Raw genomic sequence first — 25,692 nt, 5'->3', positions numbered from 1 at the left:
CATACTAGCTGCAGCATCAGGTCATGGGAAAGGCTGCCGGAAGCGGGGCAGATATGCATAAAATAAAGGTCACCTTTGTCAAGCGACCGTTATTGCCTAAATAATTACCAGAAGAATGCAGAGCAGCTCATGTAGACAGCACAGCCAGACTATTTGCGGTGGATCAGCCGCAGTTTCCGTGCCAGTCGGGCAATGTCGCTTTGCAGCACCGGCGGGACGACATCCGTGGGCTTCGGTGCCTTGCCGATGATCTGCCGCCGCCCCTTGGCGGAGAAGGGCTGCGTGAGCTGGGCCCGAAAGCCCTTGGCAACCTTGCCGCTGATGCCGATATTGACCGAGGATGGACGTGGCGGATTGTAGTAGGTGCCGAGGATCTGGTCCCAGAGGACAAGGTTTTCGCCGTAGTTCGTGTTGCCCTCGGCAAGCAGCCTCGAATGGTGCCAGCGATGCAGGCGCGGCGTGCTCAATATCCAATCGAGCGGGCCGGTCCGGACATCGATGTTACAGTGGGTGAGCAAGCCGACGAAGGCCGTCACCGCGCCGATCCACAGGAAGACCGGCAAGGGCGCGCCTAGAAGATAAAGCGGGATCTGGCTGAGCGCGATCTTCAGCAGCGAATCGATGAAATGAAAACGACCGGTGTTGATGACCCACAGGCGCTCGACGCTGTGATGCAGCGCATGGAAGCGCCAAAGCGACAGATTTTCGTGGGCAACGCGGTGGGCGATATAAAGTCCGAATTCGGCAATGATCAGCCCCAGGATCACCTGCAGGAACAACGGCGCGCTGTGCGGCCACAGAAAGCTCGGCGGGCTGAACATCGGCTGCGCCACGGTGGCGACTGCCATTGGGAAGGAGGTGCCGATCGCCGCAACGATCTGGACGCCGCCCTTGTTGAGCAAGGTATGGGCAAAATCGTTGAACGTTTCGCCGTCACGCCGCAGCCACGTCTGCTCGTAGGGCATCAGGCGCTCGGCAAGGCTGATCGAGATGACGACGGCTACATAGACCACGTTGAACCAGAGAAGTGGTATCGTCGTCCTGAAGGCGAAGTAGGCGCCGATCAGTCCGCCAACGAAGAGTGCCGGCCAGAGCAGGCAGGACACCGTCGTGTAAATCAGGCCGTGGGTGGGGGGATCGATATCGCTCGCCGCGGTCTGGGGCGCCAGTGTCATGTCGTCACGTCCAATTTCTTGTATCGCTTCGCCTAATTCCTATACCGATGCGATCAGCTATCCAAGCCCATGTCCGTCGAGAAGCAACGGGGAGCGGAATTCGATCGGTGACCGACGTTGGAAAGCAACTCATGGCTTTCGGTGGGCGGGCTGCATCTGCCTTTCTGGTTGATCGACTATCTGCCGAGTTCCCGGGGCGCGATCTTCGAGCGCGCGGTGACAATCAGCACGAGAAGCGTCATGGCATACGGCAGCATCGAAAACACCTCGTTCGGCAGGAAGCCCATACCGCTCTGGGCCCTGAGGCCAAGGCTGTCGAAGAATGCGAACAGGAATGCACCGAGGACGGCGCCAACCGGCGACCAGCGACCGATGATGACGACTGCAAGCGCGACATAGCCACGGCCGTTGGTAAGCCCATCGTTGAAGGAGCCGAGAAAGCCGATGGTAATGGCGGCGCCGCCAAGACCCATCAGGCATCCGCCAACGATGATGGCAATCATCCGCACACGGTCCGTATCGATGCCGCGGATGGCCGATGCCGCCACGCCGTCGCCCACCGCGCGAAGAACCAAACCGAGGCGTGTGTGGTTCATCAACCAGGCGGTGACGACAAGAAGCACCAGCGCGGCGTAGGTGATGAGGTTCTGCTTGAACAGGATAGGCCCTATCAAGGGAATCTCGCTGAGGAAAGGAATGGCGATGTTCGGCGCCAGCGGCACGAACATCATGCTCTGGCCGGAGGGCTGCCAGAGTTGGAATAGAAAGGACGTCAGCCCGCTGCCGACGAGCGAGATGGCGATACCTGTTATGATCTGGTTGGCGCCGCCCTTGACGACCCACAGGGCAACGACAGCGCCATAGAGGGCTCCTGTCAAAGCGGCTCCAATTAAGCCGCCTTGCCAACCGGCGAAAGAAGCGCAAACGACGGCGCTGAACGCCCCCGCCGTCATGATACCGTCGATGCCGAGATTGATGGTGCCGCTACGTTCGGTGATCATCTCTCCCAGCGCGGCCAGGAAAATGGGCGTCGCCAATCTGAGCGTTCCACCCAAAACGATTTGCCAGAATACCAGATCCGACCAGGTCATGGCTTTGCCTCAACAGTTTCTGAAGGCTGCGGCGCGACCTGGTGCGGCGGCGTCTTCGATGAGAGAGCGCCCTTGCCCACGGCCAGTGTCACGGCGAGAAGCACGAAGCCTTGGGCAACGACTGCAATCGCCGCCGGAACCGACGTGCCGATCTGCATCCCTTGCGCGCCGGTCGACAGCGCCCCGAACAGAACCGCAGCGATAACAATGCCGATCGGATTGAGGCCACCGAGGACGGCGACGAGGATTCCTGAGAAACCGAGGCCGCCATCGACGCTGGGGTACAGAGTATGAGCGACGCCCGCGACCTGAATCCAGCCGGCAAGACCGGCTGCGCCGCCGGAAAACAACATGGTCGTCACCACCGCTCTCGGGCTCGACAAGCCCAGCCGTGCCGCCAGATGAGGACGGCTTGCAAACAGCGAATAGACAAGCCCGGAACGCGTGCGGGTCCAGAACCAGATGACGACAGCCAGGAGGAGGACGGCGAATATCCCTGAGTGCAACCGCGTGCCGTCCAGAAAATTGTCGATCAGCGCGTTGTCAGGCAGAGCATCGCTGCGCGGTGTGGCCGTCTGCATCGATGAACGCAGAGGTCCCTTCAGCGCCCAGAGTAATCCATAGCCGGCGATGTAGTTGAGCAGCAAGGTCGACAGGATTTCGTTGACATGCATGTAGGCTCGCAGCAGCGCCGGCAACAGGGCATAGATCAACCCGCCACCGATACCCGAAAGGCATCCAAGCAGGAGCAGCACCGGCGCGGTGGCATCGGCATTGGCCTGAATGACAGCGGTTGACAATGCGGCGCCAGCGACCAGCTGGCCCTGCGAGCCGATTGTGAACAGGCCCGACCGCAGAGCGGGCATGACGCCGAGGGCAACGATGGCAAGCGGTGTCGCCGTCACCAGCGTTTCGGCCAGCACGTAGCGCTCACCAAAGGCGCCGCGCAAGAGGGCTGCCAACGCATCGAGCGGGTTGGCCCCGGCAAGCGCGATCAGCGCAGCCAAGGCGAGGAAGACGACAGATAGAGCGAGAACGGCGCGTCCGCGCTGGTGGGACGGCATCAGAGACTTCACCATCATTGATAGAGGCCCGGCTCAGGCTCCCAGCCCGTCAGCAGGTGCCGGCCGATTTCGGCATATTTCCACGCCACGGGATCATGCAGCGACAGTATGCGAACATTGCGCCAGTGGCGGTCGAAGCCATTCTTGCGGGCGGCCGAACGCGTTCCCATCAGCGTGAAGATCTCGGAAGCAGCGTCGAGGGCCGCTTTGTTTGCTGCGGCCTTGGCGGCATAGACCGGGATTGCCAGCTCCGTGCGCGAGACCTCGCCGCGCTCGAAGGCATCGAGTAGATCGGCAGCCATCAGCATCAAGGCGTAGGCGGCAGACAAGCCGGCAGCCAGCTCGCCCATGGTCTTGCGGATGTGCGGGTCGTCGGCCGCGCTGTCGACACCGGCGGATGGCCATGGCCGGCTGCTTGACGGCACGAAGCCGGCCGCCTCGCGCAGGGCGGCGATGCCGATGCCGATCATGATGGCGGCAAAGCCGACCTGGTAGCGCAACGACGCGTGCGGCGGCGAAAACAAGCCTGGGATGGTGGCGTTCCAAAGCGGATCGGTCTCGACATTGTCGAAGGTGATCGTGCCGGAATCAGTGCCGCGCTGGCCGAGGGCGTCCCAATCGCGATGGATGGTGATGCCAGGAGTGGACGGCTGGATGAGATTGAGCTGCATGCCGGCGAGCGGATTGGCAGCGACACCAGGCGCTGCCGCGTTGAAGGCCCAGGTGGCGATGTAATCGGCTTCCGCTGCGCCGGTCGTGTAGATCTTGCGACCGTCAACCACGAAGCCGCCCTCCGCTTTTGGCCTTGCCGTCGTCGTCATGGGGTCGTCGACCTTTCGTCCGGCTTCGGCAACGGCAAGGCCGATGATCGCGCCATCCTCGACGATCGCACGCGACAGGCGCGGCTTCAGGCCTTCGGGGCAATAAGTGAGAATCTCGCGGACGATCTCGTCGTGGACCTTGTACAACTGTGCGACGGCGGAATCGGCGATGGCGATACGAAGCTGGGCTTCCATGGAGACGCGGTGCGGGACGGCGCGGCCGCCAAACGCGACGGGAACCACGGATTTGAGAAAACCCGAGCGCTTCAACGCCTGGATCGACTGCGTCGGATACCGGCCGATACGGTCCGTTTCGGCCGCTCGAGGTGCAATCTCGGTATCGAGCACTGCCTGCAAAGCCAGCAGATCGGGCAAATATTCAGGTGCGATGCCGCTGGGCGGAAAGGCCGCGCCGAGAAGGGGTGACAATTTTTCGGTCGGGCTTGGCATGCGGGACCTCACACTTCGACGGCCTGGAAACCAACGGCATCCATCATCCTGTGGACCTCGTGGGCGTGGCTGGGGCAGCGGCAGCATACCATGCCGCCTTCGAGCCCGAGCACCAGGTCTGTGAAACTCTGCGTCTTCGTCTCCACCAGGCCGCGCTCCGTCAGACCCAGATCCGGAACCCCGACAAGACCGATGAAGGACATGATGAGGAAGGGGGCCTGCATGGTGCAGCCGATGGTGCGCGCTGCATCGTCGCAGGCCAGAGACTGGTCCCGCACGGTCTCCCACGGCTGGTCGCTCATGCAGCCGGCGACCGCGAGCGGAACGCTGCCCAAAACCTGGCCTTCCGCCACGGCGACATAGCCACCGCCTATTCGTTCGATGGCCCGGGTCGCGACCTCCATTTCTTCGTCCGACGTGCCGACGATCACCAGATTCTGGTTCTCGCAGTTGGTGGTCGCGGCAATTGCGCCGCGCTTCAGCCCGAAGCCCTTCACGAAGCCAACACCGATCGTTTCTGTGGCGTGGTGACGGTCGACGATCGCGACTTTCAGGATGTCGCGCTCTATGTCGCATTGGACGATGCCATCGACGACGTCGAGTTCGGCATGGAAGGCGCGCTTGAAATAACCATCGTACATTTCCATCGCCTGAACCCAGGCCTTGCTGCCTTCAGCCTTCGTGGCAAAGGAATTGGCATCGATATCTGGGTGCAGATAGATGGTGTTGCGTGTGAAGTCGGGCACCGGATCAGTGTTTTCGAACAGCGGCTGGCCATCGCGAGCGACGACCTTTCCGCCGACGATCACCAGATGCGGCCGTGCCTCTGCAAGATCGGCGACGAGCTGGATGTCGGCAAGCCGGCTCGGTGTAACGGAGCCGACCAGATGATCGATGCGATAGTAGGAAGCGGCCGACAATGTCGCCATCCGCCAGGCTTTCAGCGGCTCGACCCCGCAGGCGATGGCCTGGCGGACATGATGGTCGATATGTCCCTGACGATCCAGATCCTCGACCAGCTTGTCGTCGGCGCAGAAGGAAATGTGAAACAGCCCATCCTTCAGGGCCGGGATATCGGCAAAGACTTCGGGCACGTTGTCGTTCATGCTGCCGGCCATGACGGTCAGCATCGCGCCGAGACGAAGGCGATCGACGACATCCCTGGTCTTGTGAGCATTGTGGTCGTCGCTGACGCCGCCAGCGAGATAGCTCCACAGCGGCTCGTTTTCGAGCAGCGCCGTGTGACCGGTGATCCGCTTGCCGGCGGTGATGGCTGCGACTGCCTTGCGGGCCGAGCTCTCATCCAGATTGAAGGGATTGGATTCGCCGAGCGTCGCCGCATCCGGGCGCTGGACGCGAGCGGCGATCTGCTCGGTCGTCAGATGGGCGCCGCCAAGTTCGAGATCTGGCGCCTGCGGCACCTTGTGGGACACCTGGCGCAGGATGCGCAGTGGCGTCGTCGTCTCGCCCATGAAGTCGAGGCCTTCTTCGCCGAGAACATTGGCGATGCAATTGGCATCGGCGAGAACCAGCGTTGTACCACGCGGCACGGAAAGACGGGCGAGCTCGCCTGGCACCAGCTTGGTGTATTCGATATGCAGATGCGTATCGATGAAGGTCGGCGCGACGAAATAACCCGAGGCGTCGATGACCTCGTCGGCGTCGAAATAGCCTATGGGCGTTACGGCGGCGATATGGCGCCCCGAAATCACGACGTCGCGCTCGAGGACTTCTCCGATATGCAGCGCCAGCACCTTGCCGCCGCGAATGATGAGGTCCGGCTTTTCCTTGCCGGCAGCGACGAGCCGCATTTTCATCAGTTCGGCGACGCTTGGCGCAAGCCCCGCGCCTGTTGCCGGGAAATCGATCTTTACGTCACTCATGCAGCAGGCTCCCTAGGAGTAAGATCGATCATCGCCTGGCCGAGCGCGGTCATGTCCATGGGCGTGTCTAGATCGAATTCGGCCGTGATATGGCCGTTGGCAAGAACGATCATCCGGTGCCCCATCTCCATGAGTTCATCGAGATCGGCGGAAAGGACGACAACGGCCGCGCCGCCTGCTGCTGCCGTGACGATGGCCGTGCGGATGGACGCGGCGGCGGCGAGGTCAAGACCCTGGGTCGGCCCATGCGCAACGATCACGCCCGGCTGGCGCTCCAGCTCTCGGCCGACCAACAATTTCTGCAGATTGCCGCCGGAAAGGCCGCTTGAGACGAGAGCGGGATTGGGCGGATGCACATTAAAATCAGCGATAATGGTTTGGCCGAGAACGCGCTCCATTGCACGATTGCGCATTCCAAAACGGCTGAAACCCGCCTGTCCTAGCCGCAGCAGGCTGGCATTTTCGCAATTGGCAAGATCGGGGGCAACGCCTTCCAGCCGGTCTTCCGGGATGTAGGCAAGCCCAAGGTCCGTTGCCCGAGCCGCATCGCCAGTGACGTCGATGCCATCGACCAGGACTGCACCGTTCCCAGGTCTTTGCAGTCCGGCAAGGCACTGCGCCAATGCCGGCTGCATGGCTCCCGAGACACCGGCGATCGCCAGAACTTCGCCTTGGCGCACGGAGAAGGATAGGTCGGAAATAATCGGTTGGCTCTCGCCGCTGACGCTGAGGGACTTGACCTCGAGCCGGCGCCACTCGGAGGTGACAGTGGTGCGGGTGGGTGGCCGTCGGTCGCGGTCGCCGACCATCAGCCGAGCGATTGCATCCGCGTTGAGACCTTTGGTCACGTCGTCGAGCACGACCCGGCCGCCGCGCAGCACCGTGAGGTGATCGGCCCCTTCCATCACTTCGGCAATACGGTGGGTCACCAGACCGATCGTCGTGCCGCCGGCGCAAAGACGGCGGATAGTGGCGATCAGTTGCTTGACTTCGACCGGTCCGAGCGATGACGTCGGCTCATCGAGGAGCAGAACTCTTGCGCCACCGGCAACGGCTGAGACGATTTCGCCCATCTGTCGCTCGGCGAGGCTGAGGGTCTCTACCGGCGCCGAAAGATTGAGCGTGACGCCCATCTCCTCTGCCGCCTGCCCGAGCGCGAGCGCTCCGGCCCTGCGCTGCAGCCGCCAGCCCCTATCGGCAAGGAGATGGTTTTCGACGATCGTCAGGGTCGGGATGAATGACAGGTTCTGCGGCACGAAGCCGATACCTGCGGCAACGGCTTCACGCCGCGACCATCTTGCCTTGGCAACGCCGTCACTGACGATGTCGGCCTCGTCCGCCGGCAGGATGCCGGCGATGATCTTTGCCAGTGTCGACTTGCCCGCCCCGTTCTCACCGACGATCGCCGAGACCTCGCCGCGCCGAAGCGTGATCGAGGCCTGGTCGAGCGCCGTCAGTGCGCCAAAGCGCTTCGTGACGGCACGCGCGATGATCGGGGTCAAAGCTAAGGTCAAGCGGGCCAGCCTTACTGGAAGAAGTTGGGCAGCTTCAGCTTGCCCGAGGCAAGATCAGCGACCAGGGCATCGACTTGCTTGTTGAGATCGTCCGGCAGCTTTGCGCCGACAGTGTTGATCGAGGTCATCACCAGGCCCCTGTTGGCGATCCCCGACACCAGGAACTTCTTGCCGAAGCTGCCGGCCTTGATGTCGTCGATGTAGGTCTTATAGGTCGGATACATGTCGAGCACGATGCTGGCGACATTGACCTTGGCCGCATTGCCGCCGGCCTCGCCGGTGACGCCGATGGTCAGCGCTCCGTCCTGGGCTGCAGCGGCCGCAACACCGTTGCCGATGCCATCGCCCGAGGTCCAGACGAGCTTCGCGCCCTGGGCAATCATGCCGCGGGTAACTTCGGCAGCCTTCTGGGCGTCATCGAACGAGCCCGTGTAGGTCTCGATGGTCTTGGCGGCCGGATTGCCTTCCTTCAGGCCCTGCTTGAAGCCGTTGTGCGATGCCTTCACGAAAGCCAGTTCCGGGCCGCCGACCATACCGACCGTTTCGAGGCCGGCAATCTTGCCGGCGATGAAGCCGCCGAGATAGCCCTGCTGACCGAAGTCGTAGGTCCAGCCATCGGCGTTCGGCAACAGGCGATCGGCGAGATCGGGGCCGCCAGAGGCTGCGAAATGGACCTTCGGATAATCCTTGGCAATCTTCAGGATCGGCTCAGACAATTCGATGCCGTGGCCGATGATCAGATCGTAGCCCATAGCTGCGTATTGGCGAATCACAGGCTCCGACTGGCTCGGATCTGCCATCGCTTCACGGAGTTCGAGCTTGATGTCGCCCTCTTTCTGCAGCTTCTCGGCCGCTTCGCGAGCAACCTGGTTGAAGGAGCCGTCATTGGCGTGACCCGGAACCAGCAGGACGACTTTCAGGGGATCTGCGAAGGCGGTGGAGGCGAAAAGACCGGAGACAGTCAGCGCTGCGGCAAGGCCGAGGGTGCGAAGGGAAATCATGAAGCGTTATCCTTTGGGAGGAGAGAGGACGGGGAGGCGGCAGGCTTTTCAGAAGAAATGCGGATCTTCACGGAAACGGGGTCCAGCGACGGCCCGTCGAAACGGTGACTTGTGCGGTGTTTCTGGGCTATCGCCGCGCCGCTTCGAAGCTCGAAACAGGGATCGAGGATCGGGGCGCTGATCGAAAGCTGTTCACCGGGTATGCAGACGACTTCGAACGCGCCGTAGGGCTCGACCGCCGCGCTGCCGTGCAGTCTTCCCAGCCTGGATGCGGCGAGCAAAGCGGCAGTGGAGAGGAAGCCGGCAGGCCTTGCCGGTTGTCGGCAGTCCATGCCGGACGGGCAGACCTCATGGGCGATGGAGCCGTCAGCGGAGACGATGACTGCCTCCAACGAACGCTCCATCCAGGCTGGAGCGCCTCCGCGGATGGTAAACCTGTCCCCGTCACGGGCAATGTCGATGGCCGCAAGATAGGTTGGCTCGTTCTTGGAGCCCGAGACGTCGAACGCAGGCGGCAATGCTTTGGCCCAGCTGGCAAGATCGACTTCCGTTGCCCGAGCATCGCTGCAGCAGAGCGCCAGAAACAGGCCGACTGCGGAGCCGCGCCCTACCAAAGGCTGAGATCCTTCAGCAGGCGGGCCTTGATATCACCATTGGCGAAGGAGGCGTTGATGGATGTGGCGGCAACGGCGCGGCAGGTTTCCTTGTCCCAGCCATAGGCGGCAGCGCAGCCACCGATCTCGCCCGGCAAATCGGTTGCCAACAGCGCGGGATCGTCGGTGTTGACGGAAACCGGCACGCCCGCCTTTCTCAGTCGTTCGAGAGGATGGGCGGCGAGATCCGGATAGAGGCCGAGCGTGAGATTGGAACTCGGGCAAACTCCGAGGGCGATCTGGCGGTCAACGAGAATCTTTATCAGGTCCACATCCTCTATCGCCCGCACGCCGTGATCGATGCGGTCCGCCTCCAGCAGGAAGATGGCGTCCCGAACGCCGTCCGGGCCGCTCGATTCTCCCGCATGCGCCGTCCGCTTCAGGCCGAGCTTGCCCGCGAGCCGGAAGGCTGCGGCAAATTTTTCTCCGGTTCTGCCGGCAGCGGCTTCGTTGCCATCGACCGAAAGGGCGACGACCCGGGGATGGCGCAAGCGACCGAGTTCCTCAACCACCTCGATCGCTTCCTGCGCGGTTTGCTGGCGCAGCAGGCTGATGCACAGGCCCACCGGAGGCAGGCCATCCTGCTCGGCGGCCTTGAAGCCGGCATCCAATCCGTCAATCATGCCGCCGAGATTGTCGTGCCATCCGCTCCAATGGGTCGGGTTGACGATGACGTCGGCATAACCGGTCCCGGCGTCACGCAGGCGCTGGCTAAACGCATAGGCAGCTTTGGCCAGCTGCTCTTGTGTCCTGCAGAGGCTGCAGATGAAGTCGAGGAAATTCAGGAAATCGGATAGACCATCGAATTTCAGCAGTTCCGTCTCAGGACGCGGCAAGGGTACGTTGTTTTCCACCGCAAGACTGACGATCGTCGCCGTGTCGAAGCAACCTTCAAGGTGAATATGAATCTCTGCCTTAGGCAAAGTTCTGAAATTCAGGGACACGCGTTTTTCCGATACAGGATACTCTATGTCATTTGAAGATTTCACTGCAGCGGCGGACGAACAAGAATTGATTTGCGCATGCACCGTCCGAGAAAACGCAACAGTTATCGTTGCACATCGCCGGCGTGCGGCTGGCCGATGAAACGCAGGCTCTCGTCGACCAGATCGATCATCATCTGCGCCGCTGCCGACTGGTTGCGGTTGGCGGGTGCACAGATTGCGAGAATCTCGTCCTCGATGTTTCGGTCCTCTATGGTTGCGAAAGCCAGTTCGCCCCTTACCAGTTCGCCATAGACGTCGAAGACGCTGAGCACGGCCATGGACTGCCCAAGCTTAACCATCGATTTGATCAGGGCGATCGAATTGGTACTGACCATGCCGGAGAACTCTACGCCCAGCTCGACGAAAGCCTTGTCGATGAACTCGCGTATACCCAGCGACGGGTCCGGCAGGATGAAGCCATATTGCAGGCAATCCGCAAGCCTCAGGCTTTTTGATAGCGCCAGCGGATGGTTTGCCGCCATGATCAGGCCCGGCCGTGCCTTCAGGAGACGAATGGCGTCCATAGCGACCCGGTGGGGCGGATTGAACAGCAGGGCAAAATCGATTTCCTTGAGATTGAGCTTGCGCAGCAGTTCATCCGTGCCGCCGATGAGCACGCTGACCTCGATCAGGGGATTGACGCTGTGCAGCTTCTTGATGACATCGGGCAGCAGCGTGTTGCCGAAGCACTCCATGGCTCCCAGCGTGATCGAGCCACGCCGCTGCCCCTTCAGGTCGCGCAGCTGACCTTCCGCCCTCTCCTGCTCGCGTCGCCAGCGGCGAATGTCCGCCAGCAAGCGCTCGCCGGCGGCCGTCGGACGGATGCCGCGCGGGAGGCGCTCGAACAGTGGTAGACCGATCTCCTCCTCGAGTTTGAGTATCTGCCGGTTGATGGCAGAGGCGGAAAGATTGAGGCGCTCGGCGGCCCCGCGAAAAGATCCGGCCCGCGCCACGGCGTCCAGCAGGAGGGCGGCGTGGGAAATAAGCTGCATGCGGATGCCACCTCAACAGTGTTGCGTTTATTCGAACGATAGCATCGAAAATGGGCTCTTGTCAGCCATCTGACATTCCTCGAAGGTAATCCGATTATTCTTCAAGGATCCTATCGCATGACAGACACAAGCTTTTGGGCGGCGAATGACGAGCGCCTGCTGCGGCACGCGTTCACGGTCGCAAGCCGCGCCCGCAGCAACGGAAATCATCCTTTCGGAGCGATCCTTGCCGGGCCGGACGGCGCGGTGCTGATGGAGCAGGAAAACGCCTACAATCCGACGCGCGACATGACCGGCCATGCCGAACGCGTACTGATGACCCGGGCGTCGCAGGCCTATCGCCCCGACTTCCTCGCCAATTGCACGATGTATACCTCGGCAGAACCCTGCGCCATGTGCTCCGGTGCAGCCTATTGGGCGGGCGTCGGGCGCGTGGTTTATGGCCTGAGCGAGAGCCAGTTGAAGGATATCACCGGCAACCATCCTGAGAACCCGACACTCGATCTGCCCTGTCGCGCCGTCTTCGACGCCGGCCAGCGGAAAATGGAAGTTGTGGGGCCCATCCTTTGCGAAGAAGCTGCGGCACTGCACGACGGCGTGTGGTAACCTCAGGCGCAGGTCCTCTCGCGCCTCTCGACGTTGCGCAGCAAGCGCGGTAGTTCGTTAAGTCGTCGTCCGACGATGCGTCTCCTTCTCGCCACCTTTGCGGTGTTGAAGCGATGAACGCCCGCCCATGGTCCTTTATGACAGTCGGGCGGGGTCTATCGTCGAATTGCAAGCCTGGAGAGATGCGGTGGGCCGACTGAGGATATTGATCGTCGCGTTGGCGGCATCACTGCCTGCAGAGGCCTACGCACATCCTCATATCTTCATCGACGCCAAGTTCGAAGCCGTCTCGGCGGCCGACGGCAGCCTTGCGGAACTCCGCAATGTCTGGACATTCGATGATGTCTTCTCGTCATCCGTGCTGCTCGATTTCGACAAGAACGGCAACAACACGCTCGACAAAAGCGAATTGCTTGCGGTCGGCAAAACGGTGCGAACGTCGCTCGAGCAATATAAATACTACACCAACGTCACGGTGAACGGCAAAGCCGTGCCGATGGCAAAGCCCGAGGTCATCCAGGCCGACTACAAAGACGGCGCGCTCATCCTCAGCTTCTCATTGAAGCCCCTAAAGAAGACCATGCTGACAGGCACGGCGATCTTCGGCATCTACGATCCCTCCCTTTACACGGCGGTCGATTTCGCGACTGACGCCGATATGGCCGTCTCGGGCTCCGGCTTTGCCCATTGCAGCCGCAAGGTCGTGCGGCCGAACCCCGACGAAATCATCGCACAAAACCAGGCGACTTTGACCAGCCTGTTCTTTAACGACCCAATGGGTACCAATTTTTCCCAGCTGGTTGCGACCAGGCTGGAAATGAAGTGCTGAACGTGGGCCTTAGTTATAGCTACCGGCGAAACGCGAAGATGGTCAAAATTCGAGTCGACAACAAAAATGATATGTTATAACACATCGCCATAACCTGATGAGTTTAGACATGTCACCAGACCTCAATCCCTTCCATCGCTCTCTGATGGGGCGCTCCTTTGCAGCTCGGCTGGCCGCCATGTGCCTGCTGCTCGCGCTTTTGTGGCTGGCTATAGCCTGGGCGGTGAACCTGCCATGATGGAACCGCGCATCCGGCTCGAAAACGTCTCCATCGCCTATTCCCGGAATCTGGCCGTCAAGGATATCTCCGGCAGCTTCGAGGCCGGCAGCCTGACGGCCATAGCCGGTCCGAATGGCGCAGGCAAATCGACCCTGCTGAAAGCCTTGATGGGCGACCTCAAGCTGCAATCCGGCGCCATCCACATCGACGCGTTGCAGCCCAAAGACTTCGGCTATCTGCCGCAAGCAGCAGAGATAGACCGACATTTCCCGCTGAGCGTTGCCGATACCGTCATGCTTGGGGCGTGGAACCGCAGCGGCGCGTTCCGGGGCATCTCTCAGGAGGCGGCGGAGCGTGGCCAGTCGGCACTCGAGGCTGTCGGTCTTGGCGGGTTCGAGCGCCGGCATATCGGCTCGCTTTCGGCCGGCCAGTTTCAGCGGGTGCTGTTTGCCCGATTGCTGCTGCAGGATGCCAAGGTCATCGTGCTCGACGAGCCGTTCACAGCCATAGACGCTGCCACCACGCGCGATCTTCTGGCGATCATCCACCGGTGGAACGACGATGGCAGGACGATTATCGCAGTGTTGCACGATTTCGAGCAGGTCCGGAGCCATTTCCCACGGACATTGCTGATGGCCCGCGAAACGATCAGTTGGGGACCGACCGAAACGACCATGACCACAAGCAACCTGCAGAAAGCCCGTGCCATGGCGGAAAACGCCGCCAGCGAGCAACCGGAGCGGCTGGCCGGATGATGCTTTACGATACGCTTGTCCATCCCTTCGTCGAATACGGTTTCATGCGCCGCGCCCTGGTTGCCTGCGTTGCCCTCGGGCTCGGTTCGGGGCCTGTCGGCGTGCTTCTGATGCTCAGGCGGATGAGCCTCGTCGGCGACGCCATGAGCCATGCAGTCCTCCCGGGTGCCGCGATCGGCTTTCTGATTGCCGGCGGTCTGTCCCTGCCGGCCATGGGCCTCGGCGGCATCATCGCCGGACTGGTCGTCGCGCTATTGTCGGGTTTGGTAAGCCGGACGACCGTGCTGAAGGAGGATGCCAGCTTTGCGAGCTTCTACCTTGCGTCGCTGGCGCTCGGCGTACTGATCGTTTCCCTGCGTGGCTCGAACATCGATCTGCTGCATGTGCTGTTCGGCACCATTCTGGCGATCGACCCGACGGCGCTCTATTTTGTCGGCGGTATTGCCTCGTTCACCGCTCTGGTGCTGGCAACCGTCTATCGGCCGCTGGTGGCGGAGTGCTTCGATCCCGGCTTCCTGCGTTCCGTCCGGGGCCACGGCTCGTTCTATCACGTGCTGTTCCTCTTCCTGGTGGTCCTCAACCTCGTTGCCGGCTTCCAGGCACTGGGCACGTTGATGGCTGTCGGGCTGATGATGCTGCCGGCATCGATCGCGCAACTCTGGGCCCGGACGCTGCCGGTCATGATGGCAATTTCCGCCGCCGTCGCGGCATTTTCCGGACTGGTCGGGCTGATCGTTTCCTTTCACTTCGGCCTGGCGTCGGGTCCGACGATCATTCTGGTCGCCGCCGCCCTCTACTGCCTGTCGCTGCTTTTTTCCCCCTCCGGCGCCTTCCGGCGCCTGTTTCCCAGCCGCATCTGACGATGCAAACACAGGAGTAAAAGCGTGAGAAACCTTCGCAACATCGTTTACGCGGGCACAGCGCTCGTATCGCTGATGGCCATGACATCCACGGCTTCGGCAAAGACCCTGGAGGTCGTTGCCAGCTTCACTGTTCTCGCCGACGTCGTTCATGAGGTCGGCGGCAAGAATGTCGAGGTCAAGTCGCTGGTCGGGCCGAACGGCGACCCTCATGAATTCGAACCCTCGCCAGACGACGCGCGGAACCTGAAGGCAGCCGACGTCGTCTTCGTCAGCGGCGACGGCCTCGAAGGATGGATGGACCGGCTGATCACGGCGTCCGGCTACAAGGGTACGCCTGTTGCCGTCTCCGAAGGCATCAACACCCGGACGATGGAAGAAGACGGCAAGACGGTCACCGATCCGCATGTCTGGAACAGCCCGGTCAATGTCATGGTCTGGGTCGACAACATCGAGAAGGCGCTTTCCGCCGCCGATCCCGAGGATGCCGCGACCTTCAAGCAGAATGCCGATGCCTATCGCAAGCAGTTGAAGGAACTCGACGCCTACGCCCATTCGAAGCTCGATCCGATCCCGGATGCCAAGCGCAAGATCCTCACCAGCCATGACGCGTTCGGCTATTTCGGCCGGGAGTACAAGGTGAAGTTCCTGGCACCGGTTGGCTTTTCGACCGAGACCGAAGCCTCGGCAGCAGACGTTGCGAAACTGATCGACCAGATCAAGGCCGAGGACGTGAAGATTTACTTCTTCGAAAACTCCAACGATCCCAAGCTCGTCAAGCAGGTTGCAGCCGCGACCAGGGCAAAGCCCGGCGGCGAGCTTTACGTAGAAGCCTTGTCCGACAAGAACGGCCCGGCTTCGACTTACGTCAAGATGTTCCGTTATAACGTTAATCAAGTTGACAAGGCGATGGAGAGATAGGACGGAACGGCGATAGCGCGCAAAGAAACGCGCTATCGGCCATAGGTTTGCCTCGCCGGCGCGGTCCGGGATTGATTTCCGGGTCGTGCAACCTCATTTTGTTCAAGAGACGCACTTTCATGATATGGATGAGATGCCGGTTCGCCGGCACCCGACATAGATAACCTTGGCGATCGGCATTGACCTTACCGGAAAAGCTCACGAAAAATCAGACCCTGGTGCTCGGCGTTCTTGAAAAGTCGCACGAGCCGGTGAGCGCCTATACCATCCTGGAGCGACTGCGGGACGAAGGCTTCAGGGCGCCGCTGCAGGTCTATCGCGCGCTCGATAAGTTGCTCGCCTTTGGCAAGGTGCATCGACTTGAGAGCATCAACGCCTTTGTTGCCTGCAGCCATGCGGGTCACAGTCACAGCGGCGGCGTGACCGTTTTTGCCATCTGCGAGACCTGCGGCAAGGTCGATGAATTCCACGACGACATTATCAGCGAGCGGCTCGCACTCTGGCAGCAGAAAAGCGACTTCAAGTCGGAGAAGACAACGATCGAGATCCGTGGCCTCTGCACCAAATGCAGGACATCGGCAACCCCAGCCTCTGCGGTGATGACAGAGACTCACTGATCGAGGAGACTTTGTTGCCGGCGTCTCAGATGCCGGCTGCCGTCTCCCCGGACCGAATAGGACCCAGCCAAGCTGATCCTACTCCATCTGTCTCAGTTGATCCGAGGCATTTCCGTCACGCCTCGTTGAGCGGCCCGGATGCAGGTTCCTGTTGCTTATGCAGCATAATTGGCTAGTTCATTGCACATGATCTTGAACTCCCTGATTCGGCATGGCCAGTCGTTGAGCGTCGCAAGGTGCATGACTGCGGCGCTCCTGCTGACTGCGGCAGCATCCCTCGCGGGCTGCGCGTCGCGGGATGGTATCCGCCTGCCCGGCGCGGCGGAAACGGTGACCAGCGACAAGGCCTTTGCGCTTCCGCCACCCGGCGGTCCTTCCATCGTCAATGTCGTACAGCATTCCTTTAACAACGCCGTCCAGCAGGACATATATCTGTTCACATCGGCAGCCACGCCCGGCCAGAACGAACTGCAGGTAACGTTCTTCGGGCCGGTCGGGCTCGACTACGACAATCGCAAGGATCTCGGCTACGCCTCGGTGCGGGATTCCGCGGTCAATAGCGACATGCGGCGAGCGCTTCCTGGCGTCGCCATGGTCCGGTCGGGTATCTACGTCCAGAACAATTACGGGCCCTTCGGCTACGCGACGGGCAAGAGCGCCCAGGGCGACACTTGCCTCTATGCGTGGCAGCAGATCCGTTCCAGCGACAATGCCCGCAGCGCCTTCCTCAATCGTGGGACCGTGCAGGTGCGCTTGCGGCTGTGCGACAGTCGTGCGACCCCGGAGCAATTGCTGCGTGTCATGTATGGCTATACCATCACCGGCACCTTCCCGGCTCCCGGCTGGAACCCGTATGATAGCGCCCCGCCGGTGGACCCATCACTCGGTCGCACGGGTAATCCGATCTATCCCGTCATTGGTCCCAATAGCCCCGGTCAGCTCCCACCCGCCTACCAGATCCCGGCCGCAGCACCGGCGTCGCAGACCCGCGGCCCTGCAGTGGCACGGACGCCTCGGCCGGCTGCACCCCAACCGGCCAGCTTGCCGAAGCCGATCGGCCCTGTCGTGCCTTCTCCGACCTCGATCGGACAAAACGGCCAGGCCACCACGTCGACAATCGTCGTCCCCGTGCCAAACTAGGGCCAGGGTTTCTTATTCGCATGAGCGAATGCTGAATCAATCATTTATAAACTACAGGATGTCACTTTGCAGACGACGCCATGATCGCGTCGTCCGCTAGGTTGAACCGAAGCACAGGAATGAAGATGCGCAAAACCGCCAGTATTTTGATCTGGATGATCGTCGCGGTATGCGTGCTGACCCTCATCACATTGCCAATCAACCTCCAGACCCAGTTGATCGTCAGCGTCACCGTGGTTGTGATCATGGGGCTGATCAAGCTCTTCAAGGGCGAAGGTAAATGGCGCCTGGTGGCGCTCGCCTTCGGCAGCTCGATCATCCTGCGCTACGTCTTCTGGCGGACGACAAGCACGCTGCCGCCGATCAACCAGCCGGAGAACTTCATTCCCGGCTTCCTCGTCTACCTCGCGGAAATGTACAGCGTCATGATGGGCGCGCTCAGCCTGTTCGTCGTCGCCATGCCGCTGCCGCCACGCCCTTCGCGGGCAGCCACCAATAACCGGTTTCCGCATGTCGATGTCTTCGTGCCGACCTACAACGAGGATGCCGGGCTTCTGGGCAACACGTTGGCGGCCGCCAAGGCGATGGACTATCCCGCCGACAAGGTAACCGTCTGGCTGCTGGACGACGGCAGCACACTGCAGAAGCGCAATGCCAACAATATCCTCGATGCCCAGGCCGCCAACCTGCGTCACGTCCAGTTGCAGGAGCTGTGCGCGCAGCTGGACGTTCGCTACATGACGCGCGATCGCAACGAGCACGCCAAGGCTGGTAATCTCAACAATGGCATGAAGCATTCAACCGGCGAACTCCTCGCTGTCTTCGATGCCGACCATGCCCCGGCCCGCGACTTTCTTCAGGAAACCGTCGGTTATTTCGACGACGATCCGCGGCTCTTTCTCTGCCAGACGCCGCATTTCTTTCTCAATCCGGATCCGATCGAGCGTAACCTGCAGACCTTCGACCATATGCCGAGCGAGAACGAGATGTTCTACGGCATCATCCAGCGCGGCCTCGACAAGTGGAACGCCTCGTTCTTCTGCGGCTCCGCCGCTGTTCTCCGGCGAAAGGCGCTGGAGGAAACCAAAGGCTTCAGCGGCGTCAGCATCACCGAGGATTGCGAAACGGCGATCGAACTGCATTCGCGCGGCTGGAACAGCATCTATGTCGACAAGCCGCTGATCGCCGGCCTGCAACCGGCCACCTTCGCCAGCTTCATCGGCCAGCGCAGCCGCTGGGCGCAAGGGATGATGCAGATCCTGCGGTTCCGCTTCCCGCTGTTCAAGCGCGGCCTCTCCCTGCCGCAACGGCTTTGCTACATGTCGTCGACGCTGTTCTGGCTGTTCCCCTTCCCGCGGACGATGTTTCTGTTCGCGCCGCTTTTCTACCTGTTCTTCAACCTCGAGATCTTCACCTCGTCGGGCGGCGAGTTTCTCGCCTATTCGCTGGCCTATATGGTCGTGAACATGATGATGCAGAACTATCTCTATGGCTCATTCCGCTGGCCATGGATCTCCGAGCTCTACGAATATGTCCAGACCGTGCATCTGCTGCCTGCCGTCATCTCGGTCATCCTCAATCCACGCAAGCCGACGTTCAAGGTCACCGCCAAGGACGAGTCGATTGCCGTTGCGCGCCTTTCGGAAATCAGTCGACCTTTCTTCGTCATCTTCGGCGTGCTCCTCGTTGCCTTCGGCATGGCGATCTACCGTCTCTACGCGGAGCCCTATAAGGCGGACGTAACCTTGGTAGTTGCCGGGTGGACGCTGCTCAACCTGATCATGGCGGGCTGCGCGCTGGGCGTGGTGTCCGAGCGCGGCGAGCGATCATCCTCGCGGCGGGTGCGCGTCAACCGGCGTTGTGAATTCGGCTTCGAGGACCGCTGGTATCCCGCATCGATCGAGGACGTCTCCGTTCATGGCGCCCGGCTGCACGTGTTCAGCAAGACGTTTGATCCCATTGGGGTCGACAGCAGGGCGACGATCCGCTTCACGCCCTATAGCGGCGCCGAGGAGGCGGCGCTGGAAGTCACGGTACGCAACACCCAGCCGAGCGGCGAGATCACCGCGATCGGCTGCCTCTATAATCCGCAAAGTGCCCTCGATCATCGACTGATCGCCGATCTGATCTTTGCGAACTCTGATCAGTGGACGCAATTCCAGCTTTCCAGGCGTCGCAACCCCGGGCTGATCCGCGGAACGATCTGGTTCCTCAGTGTTGCGGCTTATCAGACCAGTCGCGGGCTGGTGTATTTCTCCCGCAGCATCACCCACAAGGGACAGAAGCCGTTGCAGCCAGCAAAGGCAGGCATTCAATGAAGCCGGTTCGCATTGCGGCCGTCGCCGCCCTTGCCACATGGACATTTGCCTCCCTGGCGGCGGCGCAGTCGAGTTCACCATTCGACATGTCGCCCGAGCGGCCAAAGGACGTATCGCCCACACGGCCTCCGGCGCAGCCGTCGCCGCCGCCTGCTCCCGCTCCTGCACAACCGGTGGCCCCACCGCCACAGCCGGTACCATCGGCGCCAGCACCGGCAACGACAGTGACACCGCCTGGCGGACCGATCCTTCCAAAAAGTGCCGCCGCAATTCAGGGTAAACAGGCCGAAAACAGACGCTTCATTGTCCCGGCAGCGGATTTCGGACTGGATGGCGAGCTCGACAAACGGTCATGGTCGATCTATCTGACGCCGGCCCAGGCTGCAGCGCCGGCCAAGCTGAACCTCGCCTATCAAAACGCCGTGGTTGTGGCGCCCGAAGCCTCGAAGCTTTCGATCCTGATCAACAACCGCGTGGTCGGATCGACGCAGATCCGCTCGGCCGAACAAGCGGAAGAGTTGAATTTCGATATACCTGCGGGTCTCTTGCAGGCCGGCTCCAACCTCGTGACTTTCGAGGCCGAACAGCGCCATCGCACCGATTGCAGCATCGCATCCACCTACGAACTCTGGACCGATATCGACCCTAGCCGCACCTATTTGAGCTTCAGCAACAGTGACGCCACGCGTTTTGTGGGCTCCGACGGCGTGCGCGCAATCGGCGTCGACGACAAGGGGGCGACCGAGTTCGACTTCGTCGTTCCGGCGCTGGCCCAGCCCGGCACCGCCAAGCCGCTCATGCGCCTGGCGCAGGGGCTATCTGTTCTCAGCGGCATGCCGAACCAGTCCTTCATGTTCCAGACCTCGGGCCTTCCTGTGGCGGCGCCGGGCAAATTGACGGTTCTGGTTGGCACGGCCGGCGAATTGCAGCCGCTGTTTCCTTCGCTACCCTCGGCAGCGCAACTGGCGCCGCTGGCAACCTTTGTCACCGATCCGCGCGGCGGCGGCCCCGTTCTGTTGGTCGCCGGCCCTTCCTGGCAGGCGATCGGCACGGCAATCGACAGCCTGGTAAATTCGACCGATCGGGCCGTCGACAATCGCCGCGACGCGATCCTCACGCAGAGGTGGAGGGCGCCCAACGCGCCGTTGATATTCAACGACACGACAGTGCCTTTGTCGCAACTCGGCGTGACCACCACACAATTTTCAGGGCGACGGTTCCGGACGGATTTCACGGTCGCCGTACCTGCGGATTTCTACGCCAATGCCTATGGCGAAGCGACCATCCTGCTCGATGCCGCCTATGCGCCTGATGTCCTGCCGGGCAGCCATCTCGACGTCTATGTCAACGGCAGCGTGGCATCGACCGTGCCGATTACCAACAAGGGCGGCGGGATTTTTCGCCATCTGCCAATTCGCGTGACGTTGCGACATTTCAAGCCGGGCATCAACGAGATTGCGCTGGAGGCCGCCGTGACCACTAGCGCTGATGCCGTCTGTGCGCCGGGCTCGACCGCCTCGACGGAGCCCCGCTTTGCCCTGTTCGATACCTCTGAATTCCACCTGCCGAATTTTGCCCGGGTTGGCCAACGGCCCAATCTCGCGGCGACCAGCGGCACAGGCTTTCCCTACGGCCTGATCGACACCGCCCTGCCGCTGTACCTCGATCGCATCGATGCCGATACGCTCTCGGCATCCGCGACGTTCCTTGGACGGGTTGCTTTGACCGCCGGCCGGCCAGTTCCTATCGAAATCGTCACATCGCCGGCCGGGATCGGCGACAGCAACGCCGTGTTCATCGGCGCGATCTCCCAAATTCCGCCGACAGCCCTCACTCAGTTGAACATCGCGACAGCGAGCCAGCTCACATGGCAACCCGCTACCGCAGGCAAGATAGCCGAGGTCGACACGGGGGCCACCTTCGAACAGTGGCGCTCGATGGTTCGCGGCGGAAGCTGGACAGGGCAGATTTCTTTCTTCGAGGAATGGATGCGGCGGAATTTCGACATTTCCTTCAGCTCGCTTCGTTTCGCGCCTGCTGCCGAGGCGACATTCACCCCCAACAACACCGCAACCCTGATGGTTGCCCAAGGGGCCAATCCCTCCGGTTCGGGCACCTGGACGATCGTCACGGCACCGAGTTCGGGCGATCTGCGCATGGGCCTGACAGCGCTTGCCATGCAGCAGAATTGGCCCGAACTGGCCGGCCGCATCACCACCTATACCGCGGCGACCAACAAGATAGAAACGGTGCCCGTGGCGCGCTTCGACTTCGTCTCGACGCAGGATTTCTCGCTTTCCAACTACAGGCTGATCGCCGCAAACTGGCTGTCGACCAACATTCTCTCCTATGCCCTGCTGTTTGCCGCCTTCACCGTGTTGATGGGGCTTGCAACAGCCGCGCTCCTGTCCAACCTTGGACGGCGTTCATGAGCCGGCGGCGGATCCTGGCAGCGGCAGCCGGACTGGTGTGCCTGTTCTTCGGCGGGATAACGGCGGAAGCGCAGCAGGCGATGGTAAAGCCGACCGATTGGCTAGCCTACAAGGCCAAGTTTCTCGGTCCTGGCGGGCGGATCATCGACGACGGCAATGGGGGAATCAGCCATAGCGAGGGTCAGGGCTACGGCCTGCTGCTTGCCTATCTCGCTGGAAACGCGGCCGATTTCGAGCAGATTTGGTATTTTACCCGCACCGAACTGCTGATCCGGGATGACGGCCTGGCCGCCTGGAGCTGGAACCCCGGCGCAACGCCGCATGTAACCGATATCAACGATGCGACCGACGGAGATCTGCTGATCGCCTATGCGCTCGCCCAGGCCGGAAAGGACTGGAGCAGATCCGATTATACCGAGGCGGCAGCCAAGATTGCCGGTGCCCTGCTCGACAAGGCAATCGTGCGGAGTGGAGGGCGAACCCTACTCCTGCCCGGCGTGTCGGGTTTCGCGGCGGCCGATCGTTCGGATGGGCCGGTGATCAATCCGTCCTATTGGGTATTCGAAGCCTTCCCCGTCATGAACGCGCTGGTGCCATCGACGAAATGGCAGGAGCTGTTCGATGACGGCCACAGGCTGATATCACAAATACAGTTTGGTCCGCAGAAACTTCCGGCCGACTGGGTCAGCCTGCGGCGCCAACCCAAACTCGCCGACGGCCTTCCCTTCGAGTTTGGCTACAATTCGCTGCGCATTCCGCTCTACCTGATGCGCGGTGGCGTGGATGACAAGGCGCTGCTGGCGAGATTGCACGCCGGAATGGCCGATGCTAGCAGCTCGATCCGCCTCTACGACCTCTCCAGCAACAGCGTCAAGGCGACGCTCGACGACCCCGGTTATCGGATTATTAACCATATTATGGCCTGTATACTGGATGGATCGGTCCTTCCGGCGACGGCCAAATCATTTGCTCCGACGCTGTATTTCCCCTCCACGCTCCACCTTCTGGGGCTTGCCTATGTTACGGAAAAGCATCCGGAGTGCCTATGAGACGGTCATTTGTCGTCCTCTCGACTACGATCATCATGATGGTGAGCCTAGTCGCCCTCAAAGACCGCGCTGTCATCTCCGAGAGAGCCAGCAATCTCCTCGGCGTGGATGCGCCGAAGGAAATACCGCAACTCATGCGCATGGGTCGGATCAGCGGGCCGGACTTTCATCCCTTCGACCGGCAAGCAAGCGCGCCGCAGCAGCAACCGCTCCTGCTGAGCGACGCCACCGCGCCGGTCGGCACGGCTTCTGCGGCCGAAGTCGCTGACGAGCCGCCGGCCAAGCCCTCAGCCGAGCCCGCCGTCGTCGCTCAAGCTGCGCCACCCCAGCAAGCGGCCTCGTCCCAGCAGTCCTCCGTCGACGAGAGCGCCCTGCGCTATTTCGCCAGTCGCGGCGACAAGGCGCGGCTGCAGGTGGAAATCTCCAGATTGCGGGCGCTCTATCCCACTTGGACGCCGCCGGGCGATCCGCTGGCCGTGCCGCAGAACCAGGACAAGCAGCTGGAATCGATGTGGCAGCTTTATTCCGAAGCGCGCTACGCCGAGGTGCGTAAGGCCATTACAGCACGTCAAGCCGCCGAGCCGGGCTGGCAGCCACCTGCCGACCTGAACGACCGCCTCGCCGTGGCGGAAGCCCGGACACGATTGATAAACGCCTCCGACCTGAAGCAGTATGAGACCGTCGTTAACGTCGCTGCTGAAACGCCAAGCCTGCTCACCTGCAGCGAGGTCGACGTGCTATGGCGAGTGGCCGATGCCTTCGGCAATACCGGCCGCCTTCAGCGCGCCGGCGACGCCTACATGTATGTGATGAAAAATTGCGACAATCCAGCCGAGCGGCTGGCGACGATCCAGAAGGCATCGGCGCTGCTGCCCTATGGCGTCATGCAGGACCTGCTCTCGCAGGAAAAACCGATGCCCGACGGGACGCGCGAGTTCGAGAGTATCCGCGACGAACTAAGCCGCCGCTTCGTGGCCGAAGCCAATGCCGACCCGAAGCTGGCGATCGCACCGGACTATCTTGCCCACCTCGAGCGCCTCACCGAAACGAAAGGGTTGGCCTCCGACGCGTTGCTGCTGGGTTGGTACAACTACGGTCATAAGGATCTGGCGGCGGCGGAGAAGTGGTTTGCCGCCGCCCGCACAAAGGAGGATTCGGCCTTCGCCTCGCAAGGGCTGGCGCTGACGCTGATTGCCCGCCAGGCACCTCAGCAGGCCGAGGACATCATGTTCAAATGGCGCGACGCATCGAAGGAGGCCGGCGCCACCTATCTGGCCGCCGCCGCCAATCTCCTGGCCATCGAGCCACCCGTGATCTTGCAGGTGGACGTGCTGCAGCGTATCGCCGCCGCCGTTGTCAAGGCCCGCGACGTGCCCAGCGCGCAGCAATTCGGCTGGTATGCACGTGGCCTGCATCAACCGCAAACGGCCGTGCAATGGTTCGAAACGGCGCTGGCCTGGAAGGCCGACGACGAGCCTTCCGCCTATGGATTGGCGATCACCCGCGCCCAGTTGAACGACAGGCCCGGCGTAGCCGCCATCCAACATCAATGGGCCGGTCGATCCACAAGAATCGCTGATCTTCGCGACACCGATCCGACACAGCCACCATCGCGCGCCGTCCCCATGCCCTCTGGATTGGACGCCAACGACACGAGCGCCACCAATGGCGCGCCCGAGGTCGCGCGTCGCGACCTCCAGGAGCCTGTGCGCGACGCTCGCTATCTGGCCGCCGCGCCACGAGAAGCGACTCCTATCACGCGCGTCCGCGGTGCCCGAGCCAATGCGTCTATCGGCTGCACCTCGACCATCGATCCCGCCATGCTGTCGCCTTCCGCCGCCCTGTCGCGCGGCTGGTGCCTGATGGGGCTGAAAAGGCCGGCCGAGGCCGCCGCCGCCTTCGAAGCGGCACTGGTCAGTTCGGCACCAAGGGATCGGCAGGACGCCGCCTATGGCCAAAGTCTTGCCTATCTTCAGCTCAACCTTGCCGGCAATGCCGCGGTGGCGGCCATCAAGGCGCCGCAAAGTCGCGAGAGGGCTCTCAGCCTGCAGACCGCGATCCTCGCCAAACGCGCCAACGCTGCCTTCGACGAAAAGCGCTACCGCGAAACCATTCTCTATCTCGATCAGCTAAAGCAGATCCAGCCGGAGCAGATCGGACTGATGGTCCTGCGCGGCTATGCCTATTTGAACCTGAAGCGCTATTCCGATTCCATACGAATCTTCGAAGCCGCCGCCAGCACCGGCGATCGCGACGCACTGAACGCACTGGCCAACGCCCGAGACGCCATGGCCCATCCCAGCCCCGGCTAGCAG

General features: G+C 61.7%; 21 protein-coding genes. 11 read left to right on the top strand and 10 right to left on the bottom strand.

Annotated elements, in window-relative coordinates:
- Positions 1 to 149: 149 nt before the first annotated feature.
- The 10 genes from VH564_RS11950 to VH564_RS11905 all read right to left on the bottom strand — a co-directional run bounded on the left by VH564_RS11950 (position 150) and on the right by VH564_RS11905 (position 11,630).
- A complete protein-coding gene (locus VH564_RS11950) occupies positions 150 to 1,175 on the bottom strand; it encodes a sterol desaturase family protein (protein ID WP_423340061.1) in 1,026 nt (341 codons plus the stop codon).
- 176 nt (positions 1,176 to 1,351) lie between these two features.
- Positions 1,352 to 2,266 (bottom strand): ABC transporter permease, encoded by a 915-nt coding sequence (locus VH564_RS11945; protein ID WP_423340060.1) that lies wholly within the window; start codon positions 2,264 to 2,266, stop codon positions 1,352 to 1,354.
- On the bottom strand, positions 2,263 to 3,348 hold the full coding sequence (locus VH564_RS11940) for an ABC transporter permease (RefSeq protein ID WP_423340059.1): 1,086 nt from the start codon (positions 3,346 to 3,348) through the stop codon (positions 2,263 to 2,265). Before VH564_RS11940 ends, VH564_RS11945 begins: the two co-directional genes overlap by 4 nt.
- The gene (locus tag VH564_RS11935; RefSeq protein ID WP_423340058.1) at positions 3,345 to 4,601 is read right to left on the bottom strand and encodes an acyl-CoA dehydrogenase family protein; all 1,257 of its coding nucleotides are present in this window, start codon (positions 4,599 to 4,601) and stop codon (positions 3,345 to 3,347) included. The genes VH564_RS11940 and VH564_RS11935 overlap by 4 nt, the downstream gene beginning before the upstream one ends.
- A gap of 8 nt (positions 4,602 to 4,609) precedes the next feature.
- On the bottom strand, positions 4,610 to 6,484 hold the full coding sequence (locus VH564_RS11930) for an adenine deaminase (protein WP_423340057.1): 1,875 nt from the start codon (positions 6,482 to 6,484) through the stop codon (positions 4,610 to 4,612).
- Entirely contained in the window at positions 6,481 to 7,998 is a 1,518-nt protein-coding gene (locus VH564_RS11925) for an ATP-binding cassette domain-containing protein (RefSeq protein WP_423340056.1), read from the bottom strand. The genes VH564_RS11930 and VH564_RS11925 overlap by 4 nt, the downstream gene beginning before the upstream one ends.
- 11 nt (positions 7,999 to 8,009) lie before the next feature.
- Positions 8,010 to 8,999, bottom strand: a complete 990-nt coding sequence (locus tag VH564_RS11920; protein WP_423340055.1) for a BMP family protein — start codon at positions 8,997 to 8,999, stop codon at positions 8,010 to 8,012.
- Positions 8,996 to 9,613, bottom strand: coding sequence for a hypothetical protein (locus tag VH564_RS11915; RefSeq protein WP_423340054.1), 618 nt, complete (start codon positions 9,611 to 9,613; stop codon positions 8,996 to 8,998). Before VH564_RS11915 ends, VH564_RS11920 begins: the two co-directional genes overlap by 4 nt.
- On the bottom strand, positions 9,607 to 10,596 hold the full coding sequence (gene add, locus VH564_RS11910) for an adenosine deaminase (protein WP_423340053.1): 990 nt from the start codon (positions 10,594 to 10,596) through the stop codon (positions 9,607 to 9,609). Before add ends, VH564_RS11915 begins: the two co-directional genes overlap by 7 nt.
- Positions 10,597 to 10,700: 104 nt before the next feature.
- Entirely contained in the window at positions 10,701 to 11,630 is a 930-nt protein-coding gene (locus tag VH564_RS11905) for a LysR family transcriptional regulator (RefSeq protein ID WP_423340052.1), read from the bottom strand.
- A 117-nt stretch (positions 11,631 to 11,747) separates the two neighbouring features.
- Between VH564_RS11905 and VH564_RS11900 the strand changes: the two genes are divergently transcribed.
- From VH564_RS11900 to VH564_RS11850, 11 genes are all read left to right on the top strand, one after another.
- A complete protein-coding gene (locus VH564_RS11900) occupies positions 11,748 to 12,236 on the top strand; it encodes a nucleoside deaminase (protein ID WP_423340051.1) in 489 nt (162 codons plus the stop codon).
- 187 nt (positions 12,237 to 12,423) lie between these two features.
- On the top strand, positions 12,424 to 13,065 hold the full coding sequence (locus VH564_RS11895; protein WP_423340050.1) for a DUF1007 family protein: 642 nt from the start codon (positions 12,424 to 12,426) through the stop codon (positions 13,063 to 13,065).
- Between the two features lie 234 nt (positions 13,066 to 13,299).
- On the top strand, positions 13,300 to 14,040 hold the full coding sequence (locus tag VH564_RS11890; RefSeq protein ID WP_423340049.1) for a metal ABC transporter ATP-binding protein: 741 nt from the start codon (positions 13,300 to 13,302) through the stop codon (positions 14,038 to 14,040).
- Positions 14,037 to 14,900, top strand: coding sequence for a metal ABC transporter permease (locus tag VH564_RS11885; protein ID WP_423340048.1), 864 nt, complete (start codon positions 14,037 to 14,039; stop codon positions 14,898 to 14,900). The genes VH564_RS11890 and VH564_RS11885 overlap by 4 nt, the downstream gene beginning before the upstream one ends.
- A gap of 75 nt (positions 14,901 to 14,975) precedes the next feature.
- The gene (locus VH564_RS11880; protein ID WP_423340516.1) at positions 14,976 to 15,821 is read left to right on the top strand and encodes a metal ABC transporter substrate-binding protein; all 846 of its coding nucleotides are present in this window, start codon (positions 14,976 to 14,978) and stop codon (positions 15,819 to 15,821) included.
- Positions 15,822 to 16,000: 179 nt separating this feature from the next.
- Entirely contained in the window at positions 16,001 to 16,438 is a 438-nt protein-coding gene (locus tag VH564_RS11875; protein WP_423340047.1) for a Fur family transcriptional regulator, read from the top strand.
- A gap of 240 nt (positions 16,439 to 16,678) precedes the next feature.
- The gene (gene bcsN / locus VH564_RS11870) at positions 16,679 to 17,578 is read left to right on the top strand and encodes a cellulose biosynthesis protein BcsN (protein WP_423340046.1); all 900 of its coding nucleotides are present in this window, start codon (positions 16,679 to 16,681) and stop codon (positions 17,576 to 17,578) included.
- Positions 17,579 to 17,703: 125 nt separating this feature from the next.
- Complete coding sequence (gene bcsA, locus VH564_RS11865) at positions 17,704 to 19,896, top strand: UDP-forming cellulose synthase catalytic subunit (RefSeq protein WP_423340045.1); 2,193 nt, start codon at positions 17,704 to 17,706, stop codon at positions 19,894 to 19,896.
- Positions 19,893 to 22,328 carry a cellulose biosynthesis cyclic di-GMP-binding regulatory protein BcsB gene (locus tag VH564_RS11860; RefSeq protein ID WP_423340044.1) on the top strand — a complete coding sequence of 812 codons (2,436 nt, stop codon included), beginning with the start codon at positions 19,893 to 19,895 and terminating at the stop codon, positions 22,326 to 22,328. The genes bcsA and VH564_RS11860 overlap by 4 nt, the downstream gene beginning before the upstream one ends.
- A complete protein-coding gene (locus tag VH564_RS11855) occupies positions 22,325 to 23,377 on the top strand; it encodes a glycosyl hydrolase family 8 (protein WP_423340043.1) in 1,053 nt (350 codons plus the stop codon). The genes VH564_RS11860 and VH564_RS11855 overlap by 4 nt, the downstream gene beginning before the upstream one ends.
- Positions 23,374 to 25,689, top strand: coding sequence for a cellulose synthase (locus VH564_RS11850; protein ID WP_423340042.1), 2,316 nt, complete (start codon positions 23,374 to 23,376; stop codon positions 25,687 to 25,689). The genes VH564_RS11855 and VH564_RS11850 overlap by 4 nt, the downstream gene beginning before the upstream one ends.
- Positions 25,690 to 25,692: the final 3 nt, after the last annotated feature.

The sequence above is a fragment of the Rhizobium sp. HT1-10 genome, assembly GCF_049472505.1.
GTDB lineage: Bacteria > Pseudomonadota > Alphaproteobacteria > Rhizobiales > Rhizobiaceae > Rhizobium.
Note: the sequence above shows the minus strand (reverse complement) of the source record. Positions and strands in the feature narration are given on the sequence as shown.

Excerpts from the sequence above, each read along its gene's own strand:
- VH564_RS11950 (WP_423340061.1), bottom strand. The coding sequence starts at position 1,175 with ATGACACTGGCGCCCCAGACCGCGGCGAGCGATATCGATCCCCCCACC.
- VH564_RS11945 (WP_423340060.1), bottom strand. The coding sequence starts at position 2,266 with ATGACCTGGTCGGATCTGGTATTCTGGCAAATCGTTTTGGGTGGAACG.
- VH564_RS11940 (WP_423340059.1), bottom strand. The coding sequence starts at position 3,348 with ATGATGGTGAAGTCTCTGATGCCGTCCCACCAGCGCGGACGCGCCGTT.
- VH564_RS11935 (WP_423340058.1), bottom strand. The coding sequence starts at position 4,601 with ATGCCAAGCCCGACCGAAAAATTGTCACCCCTTCTCGGCGCGGCCTTT.
- VH564_RS11930 (WP_423340057.1), bottom strand. The coding sequence starts at position 6,484 with ATGAGTGACGTAAAGATCGATTTCCCGGCAACAGGCGCGGGGCTTGCG.
- VH564_RS11920 (WP_423340055.1), bottom strand. The coding sequence starts at position 8,999 with ATGATTTCCCTTCGCACCCTCGGCCTTGCCGCAGCGCTGACTGTCTCC.
- VH564_RS11905 (WP_423340052.1), bottom strand. The coding sequence starts at position 11,630 with ATGCAGCTTATTTCCCACGCCGCCCTCCTGCTGGACGCCGTGGCGCGG.
- VH564_RS11900 (WP_423340051.1), top strand. The coding sequence starts at position 11,748 with ATGACAGACACAAGCTTTTGGGCGGCGAATGACGAGCGCCTGCTGCGG.
- VH564_RS11890 (WP_423340049.1), top strand. The coding sequence starts at position 13,300 with ATGATGGAACCGCGCATCCGGCTCGAAAACGTCTCCATCGCCTATTCC.
- VH564_RS11885 (WP_423340048.1), top strand. The coding sequence starts at position 14,037 with ATGATGCTTTACGATACGCTTGTCCATCCCTTCGTCGAATACGGTTTC.
- VH564_RS11880 (WP_423340516.1), top strand. The coding sequence starts at position 14,976 with ATGGCCATGACATCCACGGCTTCGGCAAAGACCCTGGAGGTCGTTGCC.
- bcsN (WP_423340046.1), top strand. The coding sequence starts at position 16,679 with ATGACTGCGGCGCTCCTGCTGACTGCGGCAGCATCCCTCGCGGGCTGC.
- bcsA (WP_423340045.1), top strand. The coding sequence starts at position 17,704 with ATGCGCAAAACCGCCAGTATTTTGATCTGGATGATCGTCGCGGTATGC.
- VH564_RS11860 (WP_423340044.1), top strand. The coding sequence starts at position 19,893 with ATGAAGCCGGTTCGCATTGCGGCCGTCGCCGCCCTTGCCACATGGACA.
- VH564_RS11855 (WP_423340043.1), top strand. The coding sequence starts at position 22,325 with ATGAGCCGGCGGCGGATCCTGGCAGCGGCAGCCGGACTGGTGTGCCTG.
- VH564_RS11850 (WP_423340042.1), top strand. The coding sequence starts at position 23,374 with ATGAGACGGTCATTTGTCGTCCTCTCGACTACGATCATCATGATGGTG.